General features: G+C 68.6%; 19 protein-coding genes and 1 pseudogene. 5 read left to right on the top strand and 15 right to left on the bottom strand.

Annotation, left to right across the window (positions count from 1 at the left end):
- Positions 1 to 90 precede the first annotated feature (90 nt).
- Both ACIQVT_RS11835 and ACIQVT_RS11830 read right to left on the bottom strand, forming a co-directional pair.
- Positions 91 to 1,083 (bottom strand): UDP-glucuronic acid decarboxylase family protein, encoded by a 993-nt coding sequence (locus ACIQVT_RS11835; protein ID WP_403751002.1) that lies wholly within the window; start codon positions 1,081 to 1,083, stop codon positions 91 to 93.
- A 14-nt stretch (positions 1,084 to 1,097) separates the two neighbouring features.
- Positions 1,098 to 2,381: a glycosyltransferase gene (locus tag ACIQVT_RS11830; protein ID WP_403751001.1), complete on the bottom strand. Its 1,284-nt coding sequence runs from the start codon at positions 2,379 to 2,381 to the stop codon at positions 1,098 to 1,100.
- A gap of 837 nt (positions 2,382 to 3,218) precedes the next feature.
- Here ACIQVT_RS11830 and tpg point away from each other — a divergent pair.
- A pseudogene (gene tpg, locus ACIQVT_RS11825) lies at positions 3,219 to 3,572 on the top strand (telomere-protecting terminal protein Tpg); the annotation flags it as partial.
- Positions 3,573 to 3,849: 277 nt separating this feature from the next.
- Here tpg and ACIQVT_RS11820 read toward each other — a convergent pair.
- On the bottom strand, positions 3,850 to 4,110 hold the full coding sequence (locus ACIQVT_RS11820; RefSeq protein ID WP_403750999.1) for a MoaD/ThiS family protein: 261 nt from the start codon (positions 4,108 to 4,110) through the stop codon (positions 3,850 to 3,852).
- Between the two features lie 487 nt (positions 4,111 to 4,597).
- On the opposite strand from ACIQVT_RS11820, the gene ACIQVT_RS11815 reads away from it, so the two are divergent.
- Entirely contained in the window at positions 4,598 to 4,819 is a 222-nt protein-coding gene (locus ACIQVT_RS11815; RefSeq protein ID WP_403750997.1) for a hypothetical protein, read from the top strand.
- A gap of 154 nt (positions 4,820 to 4,973) precedes the next feature.
- On the opposite strand, the gene ACIQVT_RS11810 is transcribed toward ACIQVT_RS11815, so the two are convergent.
- The 4 genes from ACIQVT_RS11810 to ACIQVT_RS11795 form a co-directional block, all read right to left on the bottom strand.
- Complete coding sequence (locus ACIQVT_RS11810; protein ID WP_403750995.1) at positions 4,974 to 5,189, bottom strand: cold-shock protein; 216 nt, start codon at positions 5,187 to 5,189, stop codon at positions 4,974 to 4,976.
- Between the two features lie 218 nt (positions 5,190 to 5,407).
- Positions 5,408 to 5,995 carry a phage tail sheath C-terminal domain-containing protein gene (locus ACIQVT_RS11805; RefSeq protein ID WP_403750993.1) on the bottom strand — a complete coding sequence of 196 codons (588 nt, stop codon included), beginning with the start codon at positions 5,993 to 5,995 and terminating at the stop codon, positions 5,408 to 5,410.
- 68 nt (positions 5,996 to 6,063) lie between these two features.
- On the bottom strand, positions 6,064 to 6,390 hold the full coding sequence (locus tag ACIQVT_RS11800; protein WP_403750991.1) for a hypothetical protein: 327 nt from the start codon (positions 6,388 to 6,390) through the stop codon (positions 6,064 to 6,066).
- Positions 6,391 to 6,605: 215 nt separating this feature from the next.
- Positions 6,606 to 7,166, bottom strand: a complete 561-nt coding sequence (locus tag ACIQVT_RS11795) for a MepB family protein (RefSeq protein WP_403750989.1) — start codon at positions 7,164 to 7,166, stop codon at positions 6,606 to 6,608.
- A gap of 349 nt (positions 7,167 to 7,515) precedes the next feature.
- On the opposite strand from ACIQVT_RS11795, the gene ACIQVT_RS11790 reads away from it, so the two are divergent.
- Both ACIQVT_RS11790 and ACIQVT_RS11785 read left to right on the top strand, forming a co-directional pair.
- Positions 7,516 to 8,127, top strand: coding sequence for an HNH endonuclease family protein (locus ACIQVT_RS11790; protein ID WP_403750987.1), 612 nt, complete (start codon positions 7,516 to 7,518; stop codon positions 8,125 to 8,127).
- 433 nt (positions 8,128 to 8,560) lie between these two features.
- Positions 8,561 to 8,926, top strand: coding sequence for a hypothetical protein (locus ACIQVT_RS11785; protein WP_403750985.1), 366 nt, complete (start codon positions 8,561 to 8,563; stop codon positions 8,924 to 8,926).
- A gap of 160 nt (positions 8,927 to 9,086) precedes the next feature.
- On the opposite strand, the gene ACIQVT_RS11780 is transcribed toward ACIQVT_RS11785, so the two are convergent.
- The 6 genes from ACIQVT_RS11780 to ACIQVT_RS11755 form a co-directional block, all read right to left on the bottom strand.
- Complete coding sequence (locus tag ACIQVT_RS11780; RefSeq protein WP_403750983.1) at positions 9,087 to 9,284, bottom strand: hypothetical protein; 198 nt, start codon at positions 9,282 to 9,284, stop codon at positions 9,087 to 9,089.
- Positions 9,285 to 9,618: 334 nt separating this feature from the next.
- Positions 9,619 to 10,335, bottom strand: a complete 717-nt coding sequence (locus ACIQVT_RS11775; RefSeq protein WP_403750981.1) for a hypothetical protein — start codon at positions 10,333 to 10,335, stop codon at positions 9,619 to 9,621.
- Positions 10,336 to 11,228: 893 nt separating this feature from the next.
- A complete protein-coding gene (locus tag ACIQVT_RS11770; RefSeq protein WP_403750979.1) occupies positions 11,229 to 11,981 on the bottom strand; it encodes a TIGR03943 family putative permease subunit in 753 nt (250 codons plus the stop codon).
- A complete protein-coding gene (locus ACIQVT_RS11765) occupies positions 11,978 to 13,012 on the bottom strand; it encodes a permease (protein ID WP_403750977.1) in 1,035 nt (344 codons plus the stop codon). The genes ACIQVT_RS11770 and ACIQVT_RS11765 overlap by 4 nt, the downstream gene beginning before the upstream one ends.
- Before the next feature lie 833 nt (positions 13,013 to 13,845).
- A complete protein-coding gene (locus tag ACIQVT_RS11760) occupies positions 13,846 to 14,526 on the bottom strand; it encodes a DUF6445 family protein (RefSeq protein ID WP_403750975.1) in 681 nt (226 codons plus the stop codon).
- Positions 14,527 to 15,351: 825 nt separating this feature from the next.
- Positions 15,352 to 16,875 (bottom strand): YibE/F family protein, encoded by a 1,524-nt coding sequence (locus tag ACIQVT_RS11755; RefSeq protein WP_403750973.1) that lies wholly within the window; start codon positions 16,873 to 16,875, stop codon positions 15,352 to 15,354.
- A 582-nt stretch (positions 16,876 to 17,457) separates the two neighbouring features.
- On the opposite strand from ACIQVT_RS11755, the gene ACIQVT_RS11750 reads away from it, so the two are divergent.
- Positions 17,458 to 19,524 (top strand): putative Ig domain-containing protein, encoded by a 2,067-nt coding sequence (locus ACIQVT_RS11750; protein WP_403750971.1) that lies wholly within the window; start codon positions 17,458 to 17,460, stop codon positions 19,522 to 19,524.
- A 200-nt stretch (positions 19,525 to 19,724) separates the two neighbouring features.
- On the opposite strand, the gene rpsN is transcribed toward ACIQVT_RS11750, so the two are convergent.
- The gene (gene rpsN / locus ACIQVT_RS11745; RefSeq protein ID WP_403750969.1) at positions 19,725 to 20,030 is read right to left on the bottom strand and encodes a 30S ribosomal protein S14; all 306 of its coding nucleotides are present in this window, start codon (positions 20,028 to 20,030) and stop codon (positions 19,725 to 19,727) included.
- Complete coding sequence (rpmB, locus tag ACIQVT_RS11740; RefSeq protein WP_403751773.1) at positions 20,030 to 20,275, bottom strand: 50S ribosomal protein L28; 246 nt, start codon at positions 20,273 to 20,275, stop codon at positions 20,030 to 20,032. Before rpmB ends, rpsN begins: the two co-directional genes overlap by 1 nt.
- Positions 20,276 to 20,299 lie beyond the last annotated feature (24 nt).

Below are 20,299 nucleotides of genomic sequence, written 5' to 3'. Positions count from 1 at the left end.
CAGCAGCCGACCGACGCGCTCCGACGCCGTTAACTCGGCTGGCTCAAGCCGCCACCTGTTCGTGTGAACGCCGCGACCCGCGCGCGGTGTTCACATATGCGCGGGGTCTCGCGGCTGAGACATCGCGGCCGCCAACTGCCTGCCGAGTTCCCTGGCCAGGTGGTCCGCAGTGATTCTCAGCCCCTGCTCCAGTGGTGTAGAAGGCTCCCAGCCGAGGATGCCGCGTGCGCGTGCGATGTCGGGGCAGCGCACTTGGGGGTCGTCGGCCATCCTGGGCAGCGAGACGGTCGAGGATCGCGAGCCGGTCAGCTCCCGGATCATCTCGGCGATGCACCGCACGCTCAGCTCCCGCGGGTTCCCGATGTTCACCGGACCGTGGTGGGGGGAGCGGAGCAGGCGGACCAATCCCTCCACAGTGTCCTCCACGTAGCACAGGGACCGGGTCTGACGGCCGTCTCCGTGGACGGTGATCGGTTCACCCTCCATGGCCTGCCGGATGAACGTGGAGACGATCCTGCCGTCGTCGGCCCTCATACCCGGACCGTACGTGTTGAAGATGCGTGCGATTTTCGTGTCCACGCCATGGGTGTGGAGGTAGGCGGTGGTGAGGGCTTCCGCGAAGCGCTTCGCCTCGTCGTACACACTGCGTGGCCCGACCGGGTTCACGTGCCCCCAATAGTGTTCCGGCTGCGGGTGGATCTGCGGGTCGCCGTACACCTCGCTCGTCGAGGCCAGGAGGTAACGCGCCTGCTTCTTCCGGGCGAGTTCGAGCGAATGACGCGTGCCGGCCGATCCCGCGAGAAGCGTTTCCACGGGATGGGCGAGGTACGCCTGCGGGGAGGCTGGGGAGGCCAGATGGCACACCGCTTCGACATCGCCGTGAAGGTCGATGGGTTCAGTCACGTCCCCATGAATGAAGCAGAAATCTTTGCTTGCCGTCAGATCCTCGACGTTACTCAGCCTGCCGGTGCTCAGGTTGTCCACGCACACGACCCCGTGCCCGTCGGCGAGGAGCCGGCGGCACAGGTGGGAGCCGAGGAAGCCCGCCCCGCCGGCCACGACGACGGTTCCAGAAGCGTTCACTGGTTCGTCCTTCGTCAGCTGGTCGGCGAGAGCGAGCTCGGCGCCCGGTCAAGGGAGCGTTCCACGATGTCGCAGGCCGACTCGATACCGGACTCGGCTCGCAGGCGGTGACCGATCCGTTCGGCCCGCCGGCGCATGTCCTGGTCGTTCACAGCTTGTTTGATGGCTTCCGCCAGGTTCCGCCCGGTCAGGTCAGGGGCCGGGATCGGGCGAGGTCCGACACCCAGCGTGTGGACAAGGGACCCCCAGAACGGCTGGTCGAAGAAGTGGGGGCACGTGACGGTGGGAATCCCCGCGGTCAGGCCGGCGCCGACGGTGCTGGATCCTCCGTGGTGAACGACCGCGGTCATCCGGGGAAAGAGCCAGGCGTGCGGAACGCCAGGGACGACGTGGGCTAGGTCATCCGAAGGTGTCACGTCAGGATTCCCGAGCAGGACGCCCCGTACGCCAGCTGTGCGAAGGGCACTGCGCACCAGCTCGTGGCGACGCTCAAGGTCGTCGGTGATCATGCTGCCGAATCCGACGTAGACGACTGGTGGGCCCTGGACTTCGAGGAACGCCGCCAGGTCCTTGGGAGGTTCCCAGTCGGACGGGGTGTCGAACAACCAGTACCCCGTGACGTGTTCGCTCGGCGGCCAGTCAGGGGGCACCGGTAGCACCAAGGGGCTGTAGCAGTACAGCGTGGGCCGCAGCTGCCGGCGCCATTGACCGAACGGGCCACACAAGGGCCACGGGGGGAGGTGCAGGGTGCCCGTCCGCCACGCGTTGACGCGTTTGCGGAACACCTGCCAGATCGCCTGCTCGGCGAGCCTGACACCCCACACGTTCCCCACCGACCCCAGAGAACGGCCCAGGCCGGTCGGAGAGAAGAAGCGGGTGGGGCGGACCGGCACGAACGAGGCCATGAAAGAGGTGGCACCCCAACACTCCGCGAGGCTTTCCGCAGGCATCGCAAAAGGTGAGTAAATGACACAGTCACTCGGGCGCGCGACCGTGGAGATTTCCCGGAACAGCTGGTCCGCGGCGGCCCCACCGACCTGCCGCATCCAACGAGCGAACGCCTTGGGGTTGTCCCCGCACTCCAGCAGTCGCTGCCCGTCAGGCGTGATGAGCAGCGACTCGGGGTCTGGCTGCACAGCGCTGTATTCGACTCCGGTGCCAAGGACTGTATCCGCATAACAGCCGGCTCCGATCAGCTGCACGTCGAAACCTCGGCCTTTCAGGGCCACACCCAGCGCGGCAAGCGGCTGAATGTCTCCGCGGAGCCCTACCGAAACGATAGTAATTTTTTTCGACATCAATTCGCTTTCTCTGAACTGGCAGACTCCGCCCGGACAACACGGCCCGTCTCAGGCTAGGGCCTGGACCGCGACATTCGAGCACCGCTGGCCGCCCCAACGGGTAGGGCAGGAGACGCCGTTTGAAAAGCGAAGGTCGAATTCACCGGACCGAGTGAAAGCACGACGGCTCGCAGTGTGGATCGCGGCCAGCCGGTACTTCGTCACCCGCCCCGGGCAGCGGCACCCGCCCGGGTGCCGCTGCCCGGCGTTGACGCCAGGGGCAGGACCGATGCTGCCGTGCGTTCACGCAGCCTCCGCCAACGTATGAGAAGAACCAGGGCGCCAGGGCCGACGCGATCAAGTCCACGACCACCACAGCGGGAATGACGATCGTCAGAAGAGTTCCTGTAGACATCGGACCGCTTCCCGTTCGACCGCTTGTCTCCCCTATGCGAGGGGGCATAGACCTCTCCTTCCGGGGGACGCGTCGGGGCCCGAGTGCCGTACGGCACTCGGGCCCCGAGCTTTCAACACCACGGCATTGCGGGAGGCGGTGACAGGGCATTTTCGCGCCCACCCACAGCGCCGAGGGTGGCCCCATGAACATCGGCAACCTCCAGGAGGTCACCGTCCGGGAGCTGGCCGGACACATACTCGATCTGAACGGCAGCGAGTCCTCCTTCTCCTACGTCGCCCCGCACCCGGCGGACTCGCGGCGCCGCCGGCCCGACATCACCAGGACGCGCTCGCTGCTGGGTTGGGAGCTCCGTGTCCCGCTGCTCGACGGACTGAAGAAGACCATCGCGTCGGTCTCGGCTCAGGCAGGTAGGGGGCGTAGGCCCACGCCGGCCTCGCCCCGACCTCGCCCGGCGCCTGGCCGACGCGGTGCGCGCCCGCTGGCAGCCCCGCGTCCGGGAGCAAGCCCGCCGGCAGGCCGCCACCAGCACCGGCCTGGTCATCGACACCCGGGCCCGGTTCGGGTTCACCGCCGCGCCCGGCACCACCGACGACGCCCACCTGAGGCATCTCACTCTCGCGCTTGCCGCCCGACTGCGCGGCCCGCCTCTTCGACGCCCAGCAGGCCAGCGGCAGTTGCACGGCATCACCGCCGAGGGCCTCGCCCACGTGTACTTCCGTGACGGCGGCCGGCGCGCCCAGGAGCTGATGGTGGAGTTCACCGACTTCGAGCAACTCGACTTCGACCTGTAGGACCTGGCACCAGGGGGCGGCTGCGGGGAACCTGGGGTGTGATCGGGTATTTGGGGTGGCTGTGAAGTTCAGGACCGTCTTCCTGTCCGCATTGCATCGCCTGTCGGTGGCGATGGCAGTCATCCCGTTCGCCCGCCGGCCACCTGAGACCCTGGTCCGCCTCGTAGGGCCGCCCCGGGCCTTCCTCGGACCCGGGCGGCCCCGCTTCAGGGCCAAGCCTCGTTGAAGGGTGACCGCGCGGCCTGGGCAGTGCACCGCGGTGTCGTTGCCGCAGGATCTACGAGACGCGGGTGAGGAACTCGATCTGGTCGTGTTCCGAGAGCGGCATGTCCGGGCTGAGCTGAGCAACAGGATCGCCGTTGACAACAACGTAGTGGTTTCGGCGCACCTGCCCGGAGTCGTCGAGCAGGACGCCCTTCAACTGAGGGTGCTGATCCGTCAGTTTCGTCAAAGCCTCGGAGAAATTGGAGGCTTCGATACTGACCGTCCGCTGGTTGGCAACCAGGCGAAGCCACGCGCCGCTGAACTTGAATGTCATGGCACAGAGCTGTCCACCATCTGGCTTGTCCAACCGCGCTCTCCCCCCAGTCACCCTTGCGTGGCCCCACCTGACGCCCACGTTGATCCGGCACAGTCATCAACCAGCCCCCACGAGCCAAGGGCAGTCAGCAAGGTTGCCGTTTCCCGGGGGTGGCGGGTTCGTTGAAGCGGGTATGAACCGCGCACAGCACACTTTCTCCGCGACAGTCCTGGCCGCCGCCGTTCTCGCCGGAAGCGCGAGCAGCGCACTGGCCGCCTCCTCTCCAGCGTCTGGGGACGAGGCGGAGAGGATGATGCCCCTGGGTGACACGGGTCCGTCCGATCTGCCTCGACTGGGGTATCGGACGGTAGGCCTGGTTTCCTCCCTGCTCGACTCCCTCCCGCCCGACATGCGCAAAGCGCTGCTCCCGAGCACCGTCGGTGAGCTGCGGCCCGACCCCCGCAAGGAGGTCAGGATCGAAAGCAGGTCAGCGGGAGGGAACCCGGTGTTCGATGACGGGATCGTCCGGGAGGTGACGCTCGTCAACGCCGACGAGAACCTGTACGCCATCAGGCTGTACCGCCCCGTGTACGACAGTGAGGTGACCATCTATCGCAAGGGCACGGACCTGGTCACCACGCCCGTTCGGACGGCCAACGCCATGCTTGCCGCGCAGGGGGAGCACGAGCGCGAGATGGAGGAGCGGAAGCCCGGCTGGGGAGCGTGAGCGGTCAGCGCAATATCGGTCTCGCACTGCGTCAGGCTTGTGGCGGTGGCCTGCTGCGATCGGATGATGCCCCGGTGGCGCCTGGCCCGGAGCCGAATCGGCTCCCGGGCCAGGAGTGCGTCGTCGCGGTGGTACGGCGCGGGGCCGGAGCACCTCAGGCTTCGGGCTGGACCTCGTCCGCCTGCATGCCCTTCTGGCCCTGCACCGCCACGAACGTCACCTTCTGCCCTTCCTTGAGGCTCTTGAAGCCGTTGCCCTGGATCGACCTGAAGTGCACGAAGAGGGCCGCTTCCCCGCTTTCCGGGTCGATGAAGCCGAAGCCCTTCGCGTCGTTGAACCACTTGACGGTGCCGCTCTGCCGCTCAGCCATACCGCTGCTCCTTTGATCGATGACCATCCGCTAGACCCCCCGCCCTCGAAGAACACCACTGACCACAGGCATGGATCTCTGATGGCCACCAGCCTGGGCATTTCAAGAGCCGTTGGCGTCAGCAGTCCCGGTCACGGTCACGGGGATGAACTCGCCCGGGCGTTGCGTGGCGACGCCGACGTTCAGGATGATCCTGCCGGCCTTGACGTCTTCGTCTGTCATGGTGACGCGCCCTGGCCGATCTGGATGAGGTACGCCTCTTTCGGTGTGCTCCCCTGCAGTCCGCCCTGCCTCCAGAGGTCTTGCAGGTAGCCGTCGGCCGCGGTCCGCAGGTTCTCCCATGTCGGCTGGGTGTTCGGGGCGAACATCACGGACCGGAAGACTCTGTGCAGGTCGCGCTCTACCGTGTCGGCCAGACGTCGCACCGGAATGTACTTCCACCGGTCGTCGCTCTCGTTGAGGGTGCGGGCGCCCCAGACGAGCGTGCCCCGGCCCGTGAACTCCCGCAGGACGGCAACCGGCTCGGCCTGGGCCTGCTCGGTGTCGGTCACCGCCTGGGACAGACGCGCGCCGTACACCTCGACGTTCGCCGGGGCCTTCCACACCCCGCGGTCGCGGTCGGTCCGGCACCACACCCCGGCGACCGCGCCGACGGGCGGGACGGGCTGGGCGCCGTCGTGGGTGGGGATCAGCCACGGGTGGTAGAGGGCGGCGTGCGCGCTCTGGTCGGCGTCGAGCTTGAATGCCCTCGCCGCGTCGCGGGCCTGCCGGGCGTCGTGGTCCGCTCCTGCGTGCAGGATGGTCATCGCCCGGTGGGTCGCCGCTAGGTGGTCACGGCCCTTGCCATCTCGCCGGCCGCGTCGGCATCGCCGTCCTACAGGTCGAGCGGTAGCAGGATCGTCGCCGATTCCCCGCGCGTCACCGTCGCGTTCTGTTCGTCGAAGGCCTCGACCGTGGTCAACGCCTCCTGCAGGGGCATGCCCGTGGTGTTGGCCAGGTAGCAGAAGCCGCCCCCGTTCTCGAAATACCCGCGCAGCACCCCACGGGTCACCGCGGAGGTTGCGCCCTCACCGGCAGCCTCGGAGAACTCAGTCCAGGTGTCGGCCCGCACCACACCCTCGAAGGCCGTACCGAAGTCGGCGAGGAACACCGGCACGGCAGTCGCACCACGGGAGACTCCAGGCACGTCGAAGTCCGCCATCGAACACTCCATCCAAGCCAGACGGGACAAGGACGAGCCCTACCTGACCGTCACCAAGTGCAGCAGGACAGGCACAGTCTGCATGCAGAGCGTAATGTTCGCGACGCCCTCAGTGATCAAACCCGCTAAACGAGTCATTCCGAATGATCGGTGGTCGTAGGTGATCAGTGATCGTGTGATGGGCTGGCGGGTCTTGTGGTTGTGCCAGCGCCGTCCTAGGGGTGGTAGAGCTCTTGGGCGCGGGCCAGGTCGATAGGGCCGTCCTGGTGCAGGTGCAGGAAGAAGTCCAGCTGCCATGCTTGCGCACTGCTGGCCTGGCGGTTGCTGGTGGTCACCCAGGGCGGGTAGACGCGGAAGGCTCGTTTCCCACCGGAACCGTTCGCCGATACGACACCGTGCTGGCGAAGCGCGTCCATGGGAAAGACGAACTGGCCGAAGTGGTGATGGTCGTGGGTGCTGATGATAAAGAGGTCGACGGGGTCCGTGGCGTCGAAGGGCTGGATGGGCCCGGCCGGGGACCTCTTCCAGACGGTGACGAATTGGCCGACCTTGGTGGGGGTCGTCTTGGCTGCACGGAACCGGATGGAGCGGCCGTCAAGGGCGAATTCGTGGGCGGCGTAAGCGGCACCTTCGGCTTCGGGTACTGGCTGCGAGCAGGTGAACCCGCAGGGGGCGTAGACGAGTGCCTTCGCCGCAATGAGATCTGCGTGGGCCGGGGCGGTGTTCAACCACGGTCTGGTGTGGAGATCGGATGAGTACTCGCGGCTCGGCGTCATTCGCCCACCCTGTCACGGTTGCTCGACGCAGCCAGCTCGAGGTGGGGACGTCGCTCTCGTCGAGGCGATCCGAGTCAGGCTGTACCTGGCAACTCCCGATCCCCAGGCGTGACTTGACCATGTCGGTGGGTGTCCGGTGCTGGGCCGCCTGGCGGCAGACGACGGTGAGCTCAAGACGGTGAGCGCCTCGCCCTTCTGCCGGTGGAAGCCGGCGATGCCGGGCAGGCCATCGCGGCCGGTGTGACTTACGCGGTCGTACGGGTGGCGGGGTAATGCATGCCGGGCGTGTCCGCTGATGATCCCGCTACGAAGATCACAGCCTGTCCGAGGTCTTCGAAGGGACCTGTTGATGCGTCTGGCCCGTACCGCCGCGACGGCCGCCGCCTTCGCCGTCCTGCTCGTTTCCGCCACCGCCCATGCCGCCGCGGCTGCGCCGGCTGGGCGTGTGGTTCCTGGTACGACGGTGACGCTTCCGGTCCGTGATGCCCTTACCACCCTCCCCGTGCGGGAGGAGGACCGTACGGGGTACGAACGCAGCATGTTCGGGGGCTGGGTCGACGCCGACCGCGACGGCTGCAACACCCGTTCAGAGGTTCTGAAGGCCGAAGCGGTCATCGCTCCGGTGCAGGGCGCGAACTGCACCTTGACGGGCGGTCAGTGGTACACCGCGTACGACGACCGCTCCATCAGTGGCGCCCGTGGCTTGGACATCGATCATCTGGTGCCGCTTGCGGAGAGCTGGGACTCGGGGGCGTACGGGTGGACGTCGGCGGAGCGGCAGGCCTACGCCAATGACCTGTGGCTGCCGCCGGCCGTGGCCTACCGCTGCCAGTACGTCACCGACTGGGGGGCCGACAAGACTCGCTGGGGTTTGAGCATCGACGCCATCGAGCAGGCCGCGCTGGCCGGGACGTTGAGCCACTGCTCCGACGTACCCATCACGGTCACCCTGGCGCGGTAGGGCCGGCCGGGCGCCAGCCCCCTGACCTCTGAGACCAGGTCCGCGACGCAGCACCCGGACGGGACGATCGTCTCGGTGGCGGGCACCGGGGCCGCCACCTACGGCCGGGACAACGTCCCGGCCGTAGGTGCCCCGCTCCACCGACGATGCGGCCCGGGCCGAGCGCCGGGACCGGGCGGGTACTGCCCGCCGGAGCCCGCAAGGGGGTCTTCCAGGAAGTAGTCGGAGCCCCGCCGGGCCGGGGGGCGGTGTGACCAGAGCCGCGACCAGGAGCGCGACCAGAGCCACGACCAGAGTTGCGACTAGGAGCGCGACCAGAGGCGCGACCTGGAGAAGCCGCGACGGACGTAGCGGCTTCGACCTGTTGGCCTCGCGTGGGTGATCTCCTCGGCCCGCCGGTGACGGCGGTGGTCGGGGGAGGAGTTGGTGGGGCATGATCCGACGACTCATGAGTGCGGCCGCGATGACGGCCGCTGTCCTGGCCACGGTGGTGGCGGCCTCGCCGGCCCCCGCGGCCTCCCCACCCTCCAGGCCCCGGGCCTGCAATTCCGACGGGGCTGCCGAGCAGCTGCACACCACCGAGCCGGTGCATCTGCGTGCGGGTAAGGGCACCCGCTACCGTTCTCTGGCCGTCCTGGCGAGGAACATCGACTTCTACGCCCAGTGCTGGGGCATGACGTCTGGCCGCGTGTGGTGGGCGGACGGCGAGGTCGTCTCCGGCCGCTACTCCGGCTTCCCCGACGGGCGCCGGGGCTGGGTGAGCGGCGACTACATGGCCACCGGCTACCGGCACCGCTGAAGAGCGCGGGAGCCGTGATGGGTGCGGGGCTCTACCAGCGGCGGGCCGGCACAACCCCGCCCATGCAGCGTAGCGCCCACAGGAATGTCACCAAGCGCACCCGGGCTATGTAGGTCGGTTGGTCGCCTTTCGGTACAGACCGCTTCCGTTACAGCCGCGGTCACTGGCCGATTGCGGTGGGGTCGGTTCCGAGGGCGCGGCGTCCGGTCGTCGGGCGCGGCGTCGGCTTGGCGGCCGGGGTGGCGGGGAGGCGTTCGGCGGCGAGCTGGGCGCGCGGCGCCGGCACCGGGTCGGTGTCTTGTGTGGGGGACGCCTCGGCGGTGGCGGGTCCGGTACCCAGTGGGCGGCGGTCGGTCATCGCCCGATCATCGCCGTGTGGCCGGAGCTCTTTGTCACCGCCCCGGTGCCTCGCTCCGGCCCGGAAGGGCGCGGGCGTGTGTGAGGCAGTGAACTTCCGGCAGGGCTGCGGCTGCCGGTCGGGGCGCGGCGGGCGGCAGCCCTACCGGTCCTATCGCGCGCGTGCGGGGTCCTGGCCCGGTTCGCGGAACCCGGCACCCGTCGTCTCGCGTTCTGTGGCCAGCGGCAGCGGCCCCACCCATCCTGGGCCGGGATGGGGGCGTTCGGGCCACGATGGACATGCTCCGGGGTTTGATGAGCGCGGTCAGGGGAGCCTGCAGGGGAGGTTGTCGGGCCTACGGGTTGACGACGTCGATTGGCGTGGAGACGGAGCTCCGGCCGCCGACGCGGAAGCTGAGATCTGTCTGCTCCAGCGCAGCGCCGCCGGAGGCCTTCACCGCGACCCATGCTGCGGACTGCGCTCCTGCTGCCGACAGTGCGAGATCTACCGCTTCGAAGGTGAGGGTCTGCCCGTCCGCTGAGAGCGTCCCGTCGTAGGCGACGGTGTTGCCTTGCGCGTCCTGGACGGTTAGCTGATACATGGAGTTGCTTTCGGCGACGAACTCCAGACCCCTTCCGGCAGGCAGGGTCACCTGGACGTGCTCCGGAACAACCGGGTCCGGGCCGTCGGCGTGCATCTGCACGCCCGGGTAGCCGACCTCGCCGCCGCGCGTCAGTGTCACATCCGGTGGGCCGCCCGGCGACAGCGAGTAGTGGTCGCTGGATCCCACCGGTACCCATGCCACGGACTGCGACCCGCTGACCGTAACGCGCACGTTGCCGTTGCCGAAAGTGAGCATCTGCCCGTCCAGCGACAGCGTGCCGTTGTACTTGTCCTCCCTGAGATCACCGGAGGGGTGCTCGACATACTGCACGGTCAGCATGAGCGTCACCGTGTCTGGCACGGCCCATTGCAGCACCACCTGGCCCGGCTGGTTGCCGTTGCCGATGCCCTGCTGGTAGAGCGGATCGTCTGTGCGGGCCGTGGTGCTGCCCGAACCGGCGACCGTCACCCCCGGACCGGCTGCAAAGCCGCTCCCTCCTGCGCCCGCGCTGAAATAGCCGCCGCTCTGGCTTGGGCGGCTGCCGCCTCCGCCACCGGCGTACCCGCACCGCCACCTGCGACGACAGCGTCGCCTGTCTTGATACCGGAAGCGCCTCCGCCTCCGCCCAGGCCCGCGTCGGGAACGACGCCACCGGCTTGCCCGATGGAGTTGCTGCCGCCGGGGGAGCCGAGATTGCCTCCGCGGCCTGCGTAGTCACCGAAGCCGTCGGTCCCACCAGCCCCACCCGTCACACCGACAGCACCCCTCCCGGGCGTAGGACCTCCTCCCGTGCCTCCGGACGTCCCGCCACCCGCACCCCCGCGGGAGGCACTGGCCCCGCGGCCGCCACCCCCACCGGCGACCAGCAGGGGCTGCTGAAGCCGGACACTGAACAGCACGCTCAGCCCCCCGCCGGCACCCCAGCCACCGCCACCGAAACCGAGCGGATCACCCACCACGACCTGCAGAGCCTCCCCGGGCAGCACCTCCACGTCATCTGAGGAAAAGCCACCGGCACCGCTCACTTCGTCGTAGCCGCCGCCCGAGCCCCACATACGGACGTTGATGCGTGTGACACCCGCAGGAACGCTGAACTCCTGGACCGCGCCCGTGGCGTTGAACCGCAGGCAGTGGGTGTACGGGGGAGTAGGAGTGGCCGCCACCGGTGGCACCGTACTACCGGTCAACGCGTGTGACGTCGACGCCGCCGGAGCGGGATGCGATTGACCTGCGCACTCGCGTGCAGGCGAACCTGTACGCGTCGTGGACCAGCACCGAGGGCTTGGCTGGCCGTTGATCATCTGGTCCACCGCCGCTTGAGGAAGCTGCTGGCCTCCCGAGTCAGGCGGAAAGGTGCTGGTTCATCTCGTGGGGGTGAGCGGAAGCGCGTCGGTGTAGGCGTTCACTGGTTTGTCGACCTCCTTCACGGATCGGGCGTCGAGCGCGGCGGGTGCGGAGCTGGTACCGAGGGCTCCGCCGGAGTGCCAGGTTCCCGTAATGGCCACCCAGGTGTTGGCCGGCCGGGCGGGGGTGCCATAGATCCGTACCTTCACGGACTGAGCGTCGGCGGCGCAGCAGGAGATGATGATCCGGGTCAGGTACCAGCCGCCGTCCTGATTGCCGGAGGTGACGAACCCCGTCATCTGCACGGTCCGGCCCTCGATGGCCCGCGTGTGGTCCTGCTGCACGCGGCGGATGAAATCCGAGAGGGTGATGGGCAGCGGCGAGGTCGCGGGCAGCGGGTCGAAGTCGTCCTGGTGGGTGATCTCCTTGGGTGGCTCGCGAGAGGCGGTGTACGCGCCGAGGGCGGGCGGAGCATAGAGCAGCAGGCTCAGTGCAGGCAGGAGCAGCAGCCAGGCGGTACGGGGTGCGCCGGTGTGGTGGTGCCCGTGGGCGCCGCCACCCTCGTGGTCTGGGTGCTCGTCGCATCCGCGCCGCCGCCCGTATGCCACTGCGTCAGCTACGCCGAGCAGGACGAGCAAGACGCCGGAGGCGATGAGCAGCGGACGCATCCCCTCCTTGACGTACCGCAGGTACAGGTCGGTGAAGAGGGCGGCGCGCAGCAGGCCGATACCGGTGAGGACGAGCAGGGTCGTCTGAAGCAGGCGTCTCACAGCAGTGCCCCTCCGATCAGCGCGCTGGCCATAATCGCCACGACCAGCGTGGCAGCGGAGAACCGTACGGCGAAGGCCCGGCCGAAGGTGCCTGCCTGCAGGGCGATCAGCTTCAGATCGACCATCGGACCGACGACCATGAACGCCAGCCGCGCGATGGGCGAAAACCCGCTCAGTGAGGCCGCCACGAACGCGTCCGCCTCCGAACACACCGCGAGCACGATCGCCAGCCCGGCAAGGAACAGCACCGACAACCAGGGCGAACCGGAGAACGTGTCCAGCACGGAACGGGGTACTGCCACATTGAACGTGGCCGCCGCCATCGCGCCCACCACCAGGAAACCGCCCGCATGCAGGAAGTCGTGCTGGAAGCCGGCCCGGAACTCCCGCCACCGACTGCCACCCGTCTGATGCCCGCTGTGCCGCACGACCGGCCGCAGCCACTCGGCCCGCCCCAGCCCCAGCCACAGCCAGCCCATCACCGACGCCGTGCCCAGCGAGGCCAGCAACCGGGCGGCGACCATGGCAGGCTGCCCCGGGAAGGCGACCGCGGTGGCCGTCAGCACCACCGGGTTGATCGCGGGAGCCGACAGCAGGAACGCGAATGCGGCCGCAGGCGTGACCCCCCGCCCGATCAGACTGCTCGCCACCGGCACCGACGCACACTCGCAGCCCGGCAATACAGCTCCCGCCACACCGGCCACCGGCACGGCGAGTGCCGGATGGCGTGGCAGCAACCGCGTGAACACCCGGGCCGGCACGAACGCGTTGATCGCACCCGACAGAGCCGTGCCCAGCAGCAGAAAAGGCAGCGCCTGCACGGTCACGGCGAGACAGACGGTCCGCCACGCCTGCATCGCCGGCGTCTCCATCCACCGGCCCCCCAGGTAGAGCACCGTGCCGGGAACAGTGGCCGCCCCCAGCATCAGCAGCGGCCAGAACCGGGGCCAGCCAGCAACGGCGTTACCGCTCGCCGCTCCGTGCACCTCAGCGGACACTGCCTCCCCGGCCCGATCTTCTGCTGTCTGCATGCCACCTCCGCTCACCCCATGCTGCGGCCAACCTAGCGGCACCGGTGAACTGGATATCCATCGCGCTCACCATCACCCCTTCCCGCGCAGGTCTGTGTCGTTCTCTGCCGCGTGCAGCGGCCGGTCATCGCCTTCGTCAGTGCATATCCTTGCGCGTAAGCAGCCGCTGTCAGGCCCCCGTGGACCGGCCGCTGTGCGCGGACAACCCCCGAAGTTGGTGGTTGTGAGTCGGTGATCTTCAGGTCGGTGTCAGGCTGGCAGTGGCAAGTCCACGAGCCGGTGAAGGCAATGTCGGCGTGTTACTAGGCGGGCGACGGCGGGGAGGGCGGCCACCGCGGTGGTGCGGATAGCACCGGTTGGGTCGTCGCACGGTGAAGGTGCCAAGCACGGGCCGGGCCGCTACACAAGGTCGATCACGGCAGCTCTTCGACATTGATCACCGAAGCTGTCCATGGGTTTGCCGGTCACTGACTTTCAGTGCTGGTCGCGACTGTCCGCGCACGTTGGTGTCAGACATTGATGTCAGCTTTGGTATGGGGTTTCGACCCCTATCGGCGACATGGGCCTATCAACCCAGCGTGCTCATGGGATCGGCGCCGCTTCGGTCGAGGCCACAGGTGTTCGAGGATGGCGCCTGCGGTCTTCACCACGCCAAACACCAAGATGAGGGCGGAAACGAACCGCAGCACCCCCTGTCCGTACAGGGCCTGGTAGCCGAACCAAGCCAGGGCGATGCAGGTCATCAGAGGCTCGCCGAGCCTCCTCAACCGCGGGTCCATAAGTACTCCCGAGTCAGGTGGCGGCGATCCGTACATCCTGAGTCTGGCGGAGAGTCATGCCATCCAGAAGAACACTGCGGTCATTCGCTTGTCCTCCATGGTGCTTCCGCAGTAGCCGGTCGCGGTGTGCATCAGGTTGGCGTGGTACAGCAGCAGCCGGTTGTAGCGATGCGGGACGCGGACGTCCTCGGTGAAGGAGTTCGGCGGCACGAACCGCGTGCCCAGCGCCTCGACCAGGTTGTTGTGCGGCGCCGCGACGAGATTGCCGCCGAGCCGGCCGCCGGGCAGGCTCTGCCGGAAGAAGCTCGTACCGCAGTTTTTGGGAGCGTTCGGGTTCAGATAGAGCACCGCCGCATACCGGCACAGCGTACGGGAGTCGGTGTGCGGCCGTGGTTCCCCCTCGTCCTTGCCCACCACCTGGATGCAGTTGTGGTTCAGGGTGCCGCCGTCCGGAGTCGCCTGCAGCCACAGCTCGCGCGCACCAGTCGCCTTGCGCACCAGCTTCTCGACATGGGTCAGCTCATCAGGCTCCAGGCCCGGCATCGTCCGCATGCCCGGCCAGCTCTCCGAGGTGTACGGATGGCCCTTCACCCAGTCGTTCTTGGCGAGGCACCGCTCCCTGACCGTGTCCGGGTCGGGGAGCACATGGTCGAGAACCCAGTAGTCGCGGTCGCGCGTGGGCTTGCGGTAGGGGAGGACCGGGAGCGCCGAGCCTCCCTGGGGACGTGACGGCATGGGATCGAACATATGGCGCACTGCGTTAACGATCTCCATCAAAAGAGTCAACACTCCGCCGGGCTGGTCAACCTTCCGTCAACTCGCCGTGGCTCTTGACGCCAGCTGGCCCGCACCCAGGAAGCGGCCCGGGTGGCTTGAGTCCCACCGGTCCGAGCGGGCTGGACATCGACCACCTGGTCCCGCTCGCCGAGGCCTGGGACTCCGACGCCCGTACTTGGACGGCGGCGGAGCGGGAGGCCTTCGCCAACGATCTGGGTGACGACCGCGCGCTGATCGCGGTGTCAGCGGCGTCGAACCGGTCCAAAGCGGGCCAGGACCCCCACCACGTGGCTGCAGCCGGCCGCCGTCTACCGCTGCCAGTACATTACCGACCGGGTGGCCAACAGAGCCCGCTGGAGCCTGAGCATCGACACCGCCGAACGAACCGCGCTGTCCGAAGAACTCAGCCACTGCACCGATGCTCTGATGACCGTCGGTCTCATCCGGTAGCTGCGCGGCCCCGGCCGCGATCTCCGGGAACGACCGCCGCCATCGCTGGGGATAACCGGTATGAGCTGAAGCAGGCCGTGAAGAAGGCGGTCCGGCACACGTCGGCCCTGGGCGGTGGCGTGCATGTGGGCGCCGTGTCGGTCGGTCCCACTCTGCGGCGCGGTGACCAGCGACTACAGCTTGGTGACGGTGAACCCTCTGCACGGTCGACGGGACGCCCAGCTCCTCGACGGACACGGCGACGTCTTCGGCCTCGCCTGCATCGGGCGGAACCGATGCCGATCCGGGCGATCACAGATCACACCGTATCCGAGCATCTCGAAGAACATGCTCTCAGTGCTTGCGTCGGCGCCTGCCCCGGCCCGCTGCCACTCCCGCGGTTGCCGTTTCCCTCCCCGGGCCAGGGCGATCGGCTGCGACCACGAGAGCCGCCAATAGCGTCGTGACCGGTACCGAGGCGACAAGACCGATGGAGCCGACCAGTGTGCGGACGATCTCCTCGGCCACCAGCTCGCTGTTGGCGACCGTGCCCACCCCGCTCTGGGCGATCGAGAACAGGAGCAGCAGCGGCAGGGCGGCGCCGGCGTAGGCGAGGACGAGGGTGTTGACCACGGAGGCTATGTGGTCGCGGCCGATCCGGATGGCTGCCCGATACAGCTCGCGCCAGCCCATCGTCGGGTTGGCGTCGTGCAGTTCCCAGACAGCGGAGGTCTGGGTCACGGTCACGTCGTCCAACACGCCGAGGGAGCCGATGATGACGCCGGCGAGTAGCAGGCCGCTCATGTCGATCTTCGGGTACAGGCCGTGGATCAGGCCGGTGCTGTCGTCCGTGTTTCCGGTGAGTGCGGCCCAGCCGATGAACACCGAGCCCAGGATGCCGATCAGCGCCAGCGAGAGCAGGGTGCCGAGCACCGCCACCGAGGTGCGGGCCGACAGGCCGTGGCACATGTACAGGGCGATCAGCATGATGGCGCTCGAGCCGACCACCGCTACGAGCAGTGGATTCGAGCCCTGCAGGACCGCGGGCAGGATGAAGAAGTTCAGCACCATGAAGCTGATGGCGAGCGCGACCAACGCCATCACACCGCGCAGCCGGCCCACCACTACGACGGCGAGTGCGAAGATGCCGGCGAGCAGGCCCATCGGGAAGCGGCGGTTGACGTCGGCGACCGAGTACTGCAGGTCCTTGGGTGCGGAGGGTTCGTAGGCGGTCACGACCTGCTCGCCCTGGTGGAGCTGTCGTGCCTGGTCGGGCTGCACGATCTCGGTGAAGGTGCGTCCCTTGTCCTTGCCGGTGTCGACCTGGATCGTTGCTTTGTGGCAGGTGCCGTTCGCCTCTTGCTGCGCCGAGTTGCCCTCGGCGGTGGAGGTGTCGCCGGTGGGGGTCTCGCCGGAGGCGTTCACCGACTTGCAGCTCAGCTCGACGACTTTGGTGACCGTGGCCTGCTGGGTCTGCTGGTCGAAGCCGACGCCGGTGCGCTTGTGCGGCGGCGCACCGCCCGGCCACAGCACGACGAGCCCCACCACGACCGCGGCGGTGAACGGGATCAGGATCGCCGCGATGACCTTACGCAGGTGGCGGGAGACCGGCGCGGCGGGCCCGTGGCTGTGACTGTGGCCCTGCGAGTGGCCGTGTCCGTCGCCCGCTCCGTGGCCGTGGCCTGTCGCCTGGGAGGGGACGTGGCCCGAGCCGACATCGGGTGCGTAGCCGGGGTGAGGTATCGACTCAGGCGGATTCCCGTAGCCGTAGCCGTAGCCGTAGCCGCGGCCGTATTCGCTCGCACGAACACCCGCGGGTGAGGGCGGGTCGCCGACCCGGTTCCAGTCTCCGGCGCTCTGCCGGTCAGCGGTTCCCATGCGCCATCTCCCTCGCGGTGGTCCGTGCCCCCTCCGGAGCCGGTCCTGCGCGGCGGCTCTGAAGAAGAGTACGGGCACGGCTGTGCCATGGTCTCAGCCCGCCCATCGCCAGACGATCGAGCGTTCTGCCGCATCTTCCGCACCGCCCCGGGTGTGTACCGCGAAACTCCCGTCGCCATTGGCGCGATGCCGTTCAGGCACTGGAGGAGCACGCCTCCTCTGCGGGCGTGTGGCAGAGGCGCGAAGGGACGTGTTCGGGCCGTAGGCTCTTTTGCTCCCGATGAGCCCCGCCACGGAAGATGCCATCGAGACCCACCAGGGCCAGCTGGGCCCAGCACGCGTTGGCCCCCTCATGAGGGGGCCAACCGCATTCTATGGAGAAGCAAAGAATTGGGTCCGGTACTGCCCGGTAGGACCCGTTCGGGTCTACGTTCCTCCCGCATCCTGTCATGTCACGCTCACCCAACGTGGCAGGGGTGCGCGAGTGTCATGCTCCTGACTGCGCGGTTTCGCCGCCGCTACGCGCAATCACGGGCCTGCCCATCCAGTGCGATACCCCACGTCAACCGGAGGCAGTACCCCATGCGTGAGTCACACCCCAGCGGGCGGAGACGGAGTCTGCGAAGACTCGTCGCCGTCGCCTTCCCCGCCCTCACTCTGACCGTCGCCGGATTCACCGCTGCACCGACGGCCGGCGCCCAGCCTGCCGCGCCCCACCCGCGGACCTCCAAGGTCACGCAGAACAACAAAGCGCTGACCGCCCCCGACCGGCAGACCTTCCACGCGACCGGCAAGGCCGGCCAGAAGGTGCCGACCCAGCATCTGTGCGCCACCGCCGAGCCGGGCCACGCGTCCTGCTTCGCCCAGCGCCGCACCGACATCAAGCAGCGGCTCGCCTCGGCGCTCGCCGCCGCCGCGCCCTCCGGCCTCTCCCCGGCCAACCTGCACAGCGCCTACAACCTGCCCACCACGGCCGGTTCGGGCATGACCGTCGGCATCGTGGACGCCTACAACGACCCCAACGCCGAAGCGGACCTGGCCACCTACCGCTCCACCTACGGCCTGTCCTCCTGCACCAAGGCCAACGGCTGCTTCAAGCAGGTCAGCCAGACCGGCTCCACCACCTCGCTGCCGACCAACGACAGCGGCTGGGCCGGTGAAGAGATGCTCGACATCGACATGGTCAGCGCGGTCTGCCCGAACTGCAGCATCATCCTGGTCGAGGCCAACTCCGCGAGCATGGCCGACCTCGGCGCGGCCGAGAACGAGGCCGTCTCGCTCGGCGCCAAGTTCGTCTCCAACAGCTGGGGCGGCTCCGAGTCCTCCTCGCAGACCAGCGACGACACGTCGTACTTCAAGCACCCGGGTGTCGCGATCACGGTCTCCTCGGGTGACTCCGCCTACGGCGCCGAGTACCCGGCGACCTCCCAGTACGTGACGGCCGTCGGCGGCACCGCCCTGACCACCGCATCCAACTCCCGCGGCTGGAGCGAGTCCGTCTGGCACACCAACTCCACGGAAGGCACCGGCTCCGGCTGCTCCGCCTACGACCCGAAGCCGACCTGGCAGACCGACACCGGCTGCTCCAAGCGCATGGAGGCCGACGTCTCCGCCGTCGCCGACCCGGCCACCGGCGTCGCGGTCTACGACACCTACGGCGGCTCCGGCTGGGCGGTCTACGGCGGCACCAGCGCCAGCTCGCCGATCATCGCCTCGGTCTACGCCCTCGCGGGCACTCCGGGCGCGAGCGACTACCCGGCGAAGTACCCGTACCAGCACACCGGCAACCTGTACGACGTGACCAGCGGCAACAACGGCAGCTGCTCCCCGTCGTACTTCTGCACCGCCGGCACCGGCTACGACGGCCCGACCGGCTGGGGCACCCCGAACGGCACGGCTGCCTTCACCTCCGGCTCCACCGGCGGCAACACGGTGACGGTGACCAACCCCGGCAGCCAGTCGACCACCACCGGTGGCTCGGTCAGCCTGCAGATCCACGCCACCGACAGCGCGGGCGCGGCCCTCACCTACAGCGCGAGCGGCCTGCCGACCGGGCTGTCCATCAACAGCTCCACCGGACTGATCTCGGGTACGGCGTCCACCGCGGGCACCTACCAGGTGACGGTCACGGCGAAGGACTCCACCGGCGCCTCCGGCTCGACGTCCTTCACCTGGACGGTTGGCTCCGGCGGGGGCGGCTGCTCCTCGACGCAGCTGCTGGCCGACCCCGGCTTCGAGTCGGGCAGTACTGGTTGGAGCGCCACCAGCGGTGTCATCACCACCGACTCCGGTGAGGCGGCCCACGGCGGCTCCTACAAGGCGTGGCTCGACGGGTACGGCTCCTCGCACACCGACACGCTGTCCCAGTCGGTGACGATCCCGGCCGGCTGCAAGGCCACGCTGACCTTCTACCTGCACATCGACACCGCGGAGACCGGCACCACCGCGTACGACAAGCTGACGGTGACCGCCGGTTCGACCACCCTGGCGACGTACTCGAACCTCAACCACAACTCCGGGTACGCGCAGAAGACCTTGGACCTGTCCTCGCTGGCGGGCCAGACGGTCACGCTGAAGTTCAACGGCGTGGAGGACTCCTCGCTGCAGACCAGCTTCGTCGTCGACGACACCGCCCTGACGACCGGCTGATCTGCCGGTCCGGCCCCGGGTCCCGCACGCGGAAGCCGTCCGCGTGCGGGGTACGTCGTACCTACCTGGTCAAGGCAGAACGCGACAAGCCGGTGCCGCCACCCGCCCGCCGTTCAGAGTGGCGGAAGGCGCGTTCGAAACCGGGCACAGATTCGGGCTGCGTCGCTGACGCGCCTGTTGTGAGCCCCTGGCGTGCCGGGTCACCAACTGCTGTTGGTCACGCCAGGGAGCTCGCCCGCACGGGCCATCTCGTGTACCCGGATACGGGACAGGCCGAATGCGCGCAGGTGGCCGCGAGGGCGGCCATCCACGCAGTCGCGGTTGCGCACGCGGGTGGCTCTGGCGTCGCGGGGCTGCCGGCGCAGTTTCCGCTGCGCGGCGGCGCGGTCCTCGTCGGAGCTTCCGGGGAACGCGGTGATCGCCTTCAACGCGGCGCGGCGCGCGGCGTATCGGGCCACGGTGAGCCGCCGCTGGTCATTCTTTGCGATCTTGCTCTTCTTCGCCATCAGACCTTCCCTCCCCGGGCGCGGATGCGGGCCACCGCGGCCTCGATGCCGATCGTGTCGACCGTCTTGATGCCCTTGGTCGAGAGCGTGAGTCGGACGTGGCGGCCTTCGCTCGGCAGCCAGAAGCGCTTGCCCTGGACGTTGGGGTCGAAGCGGCGCTTGCTGCGCCGGTGTGGCGACGACGCGGTCCAGGACGACGACAAGTGCACCCGCACCTGGTACGCACGCAACGACGACGCGGGCATCACCTCGCTCCCCTCCCGCACCCG

The organism is Streptomyces sp. NPDC100445 (assembly GCF_044759735.1).
In the GTDB taxonomy this organism is placed as follows: Bacteria; Actinomycetota; Actinomycetes; order Streptomycetales; family Streptomycetaceae; genus Streptomyces.
The sequence above is the reverse complement of the archived record's forward strand: the minus strand, read 5'-3'. Positions and strand labels throughout refer to the sequence as shown.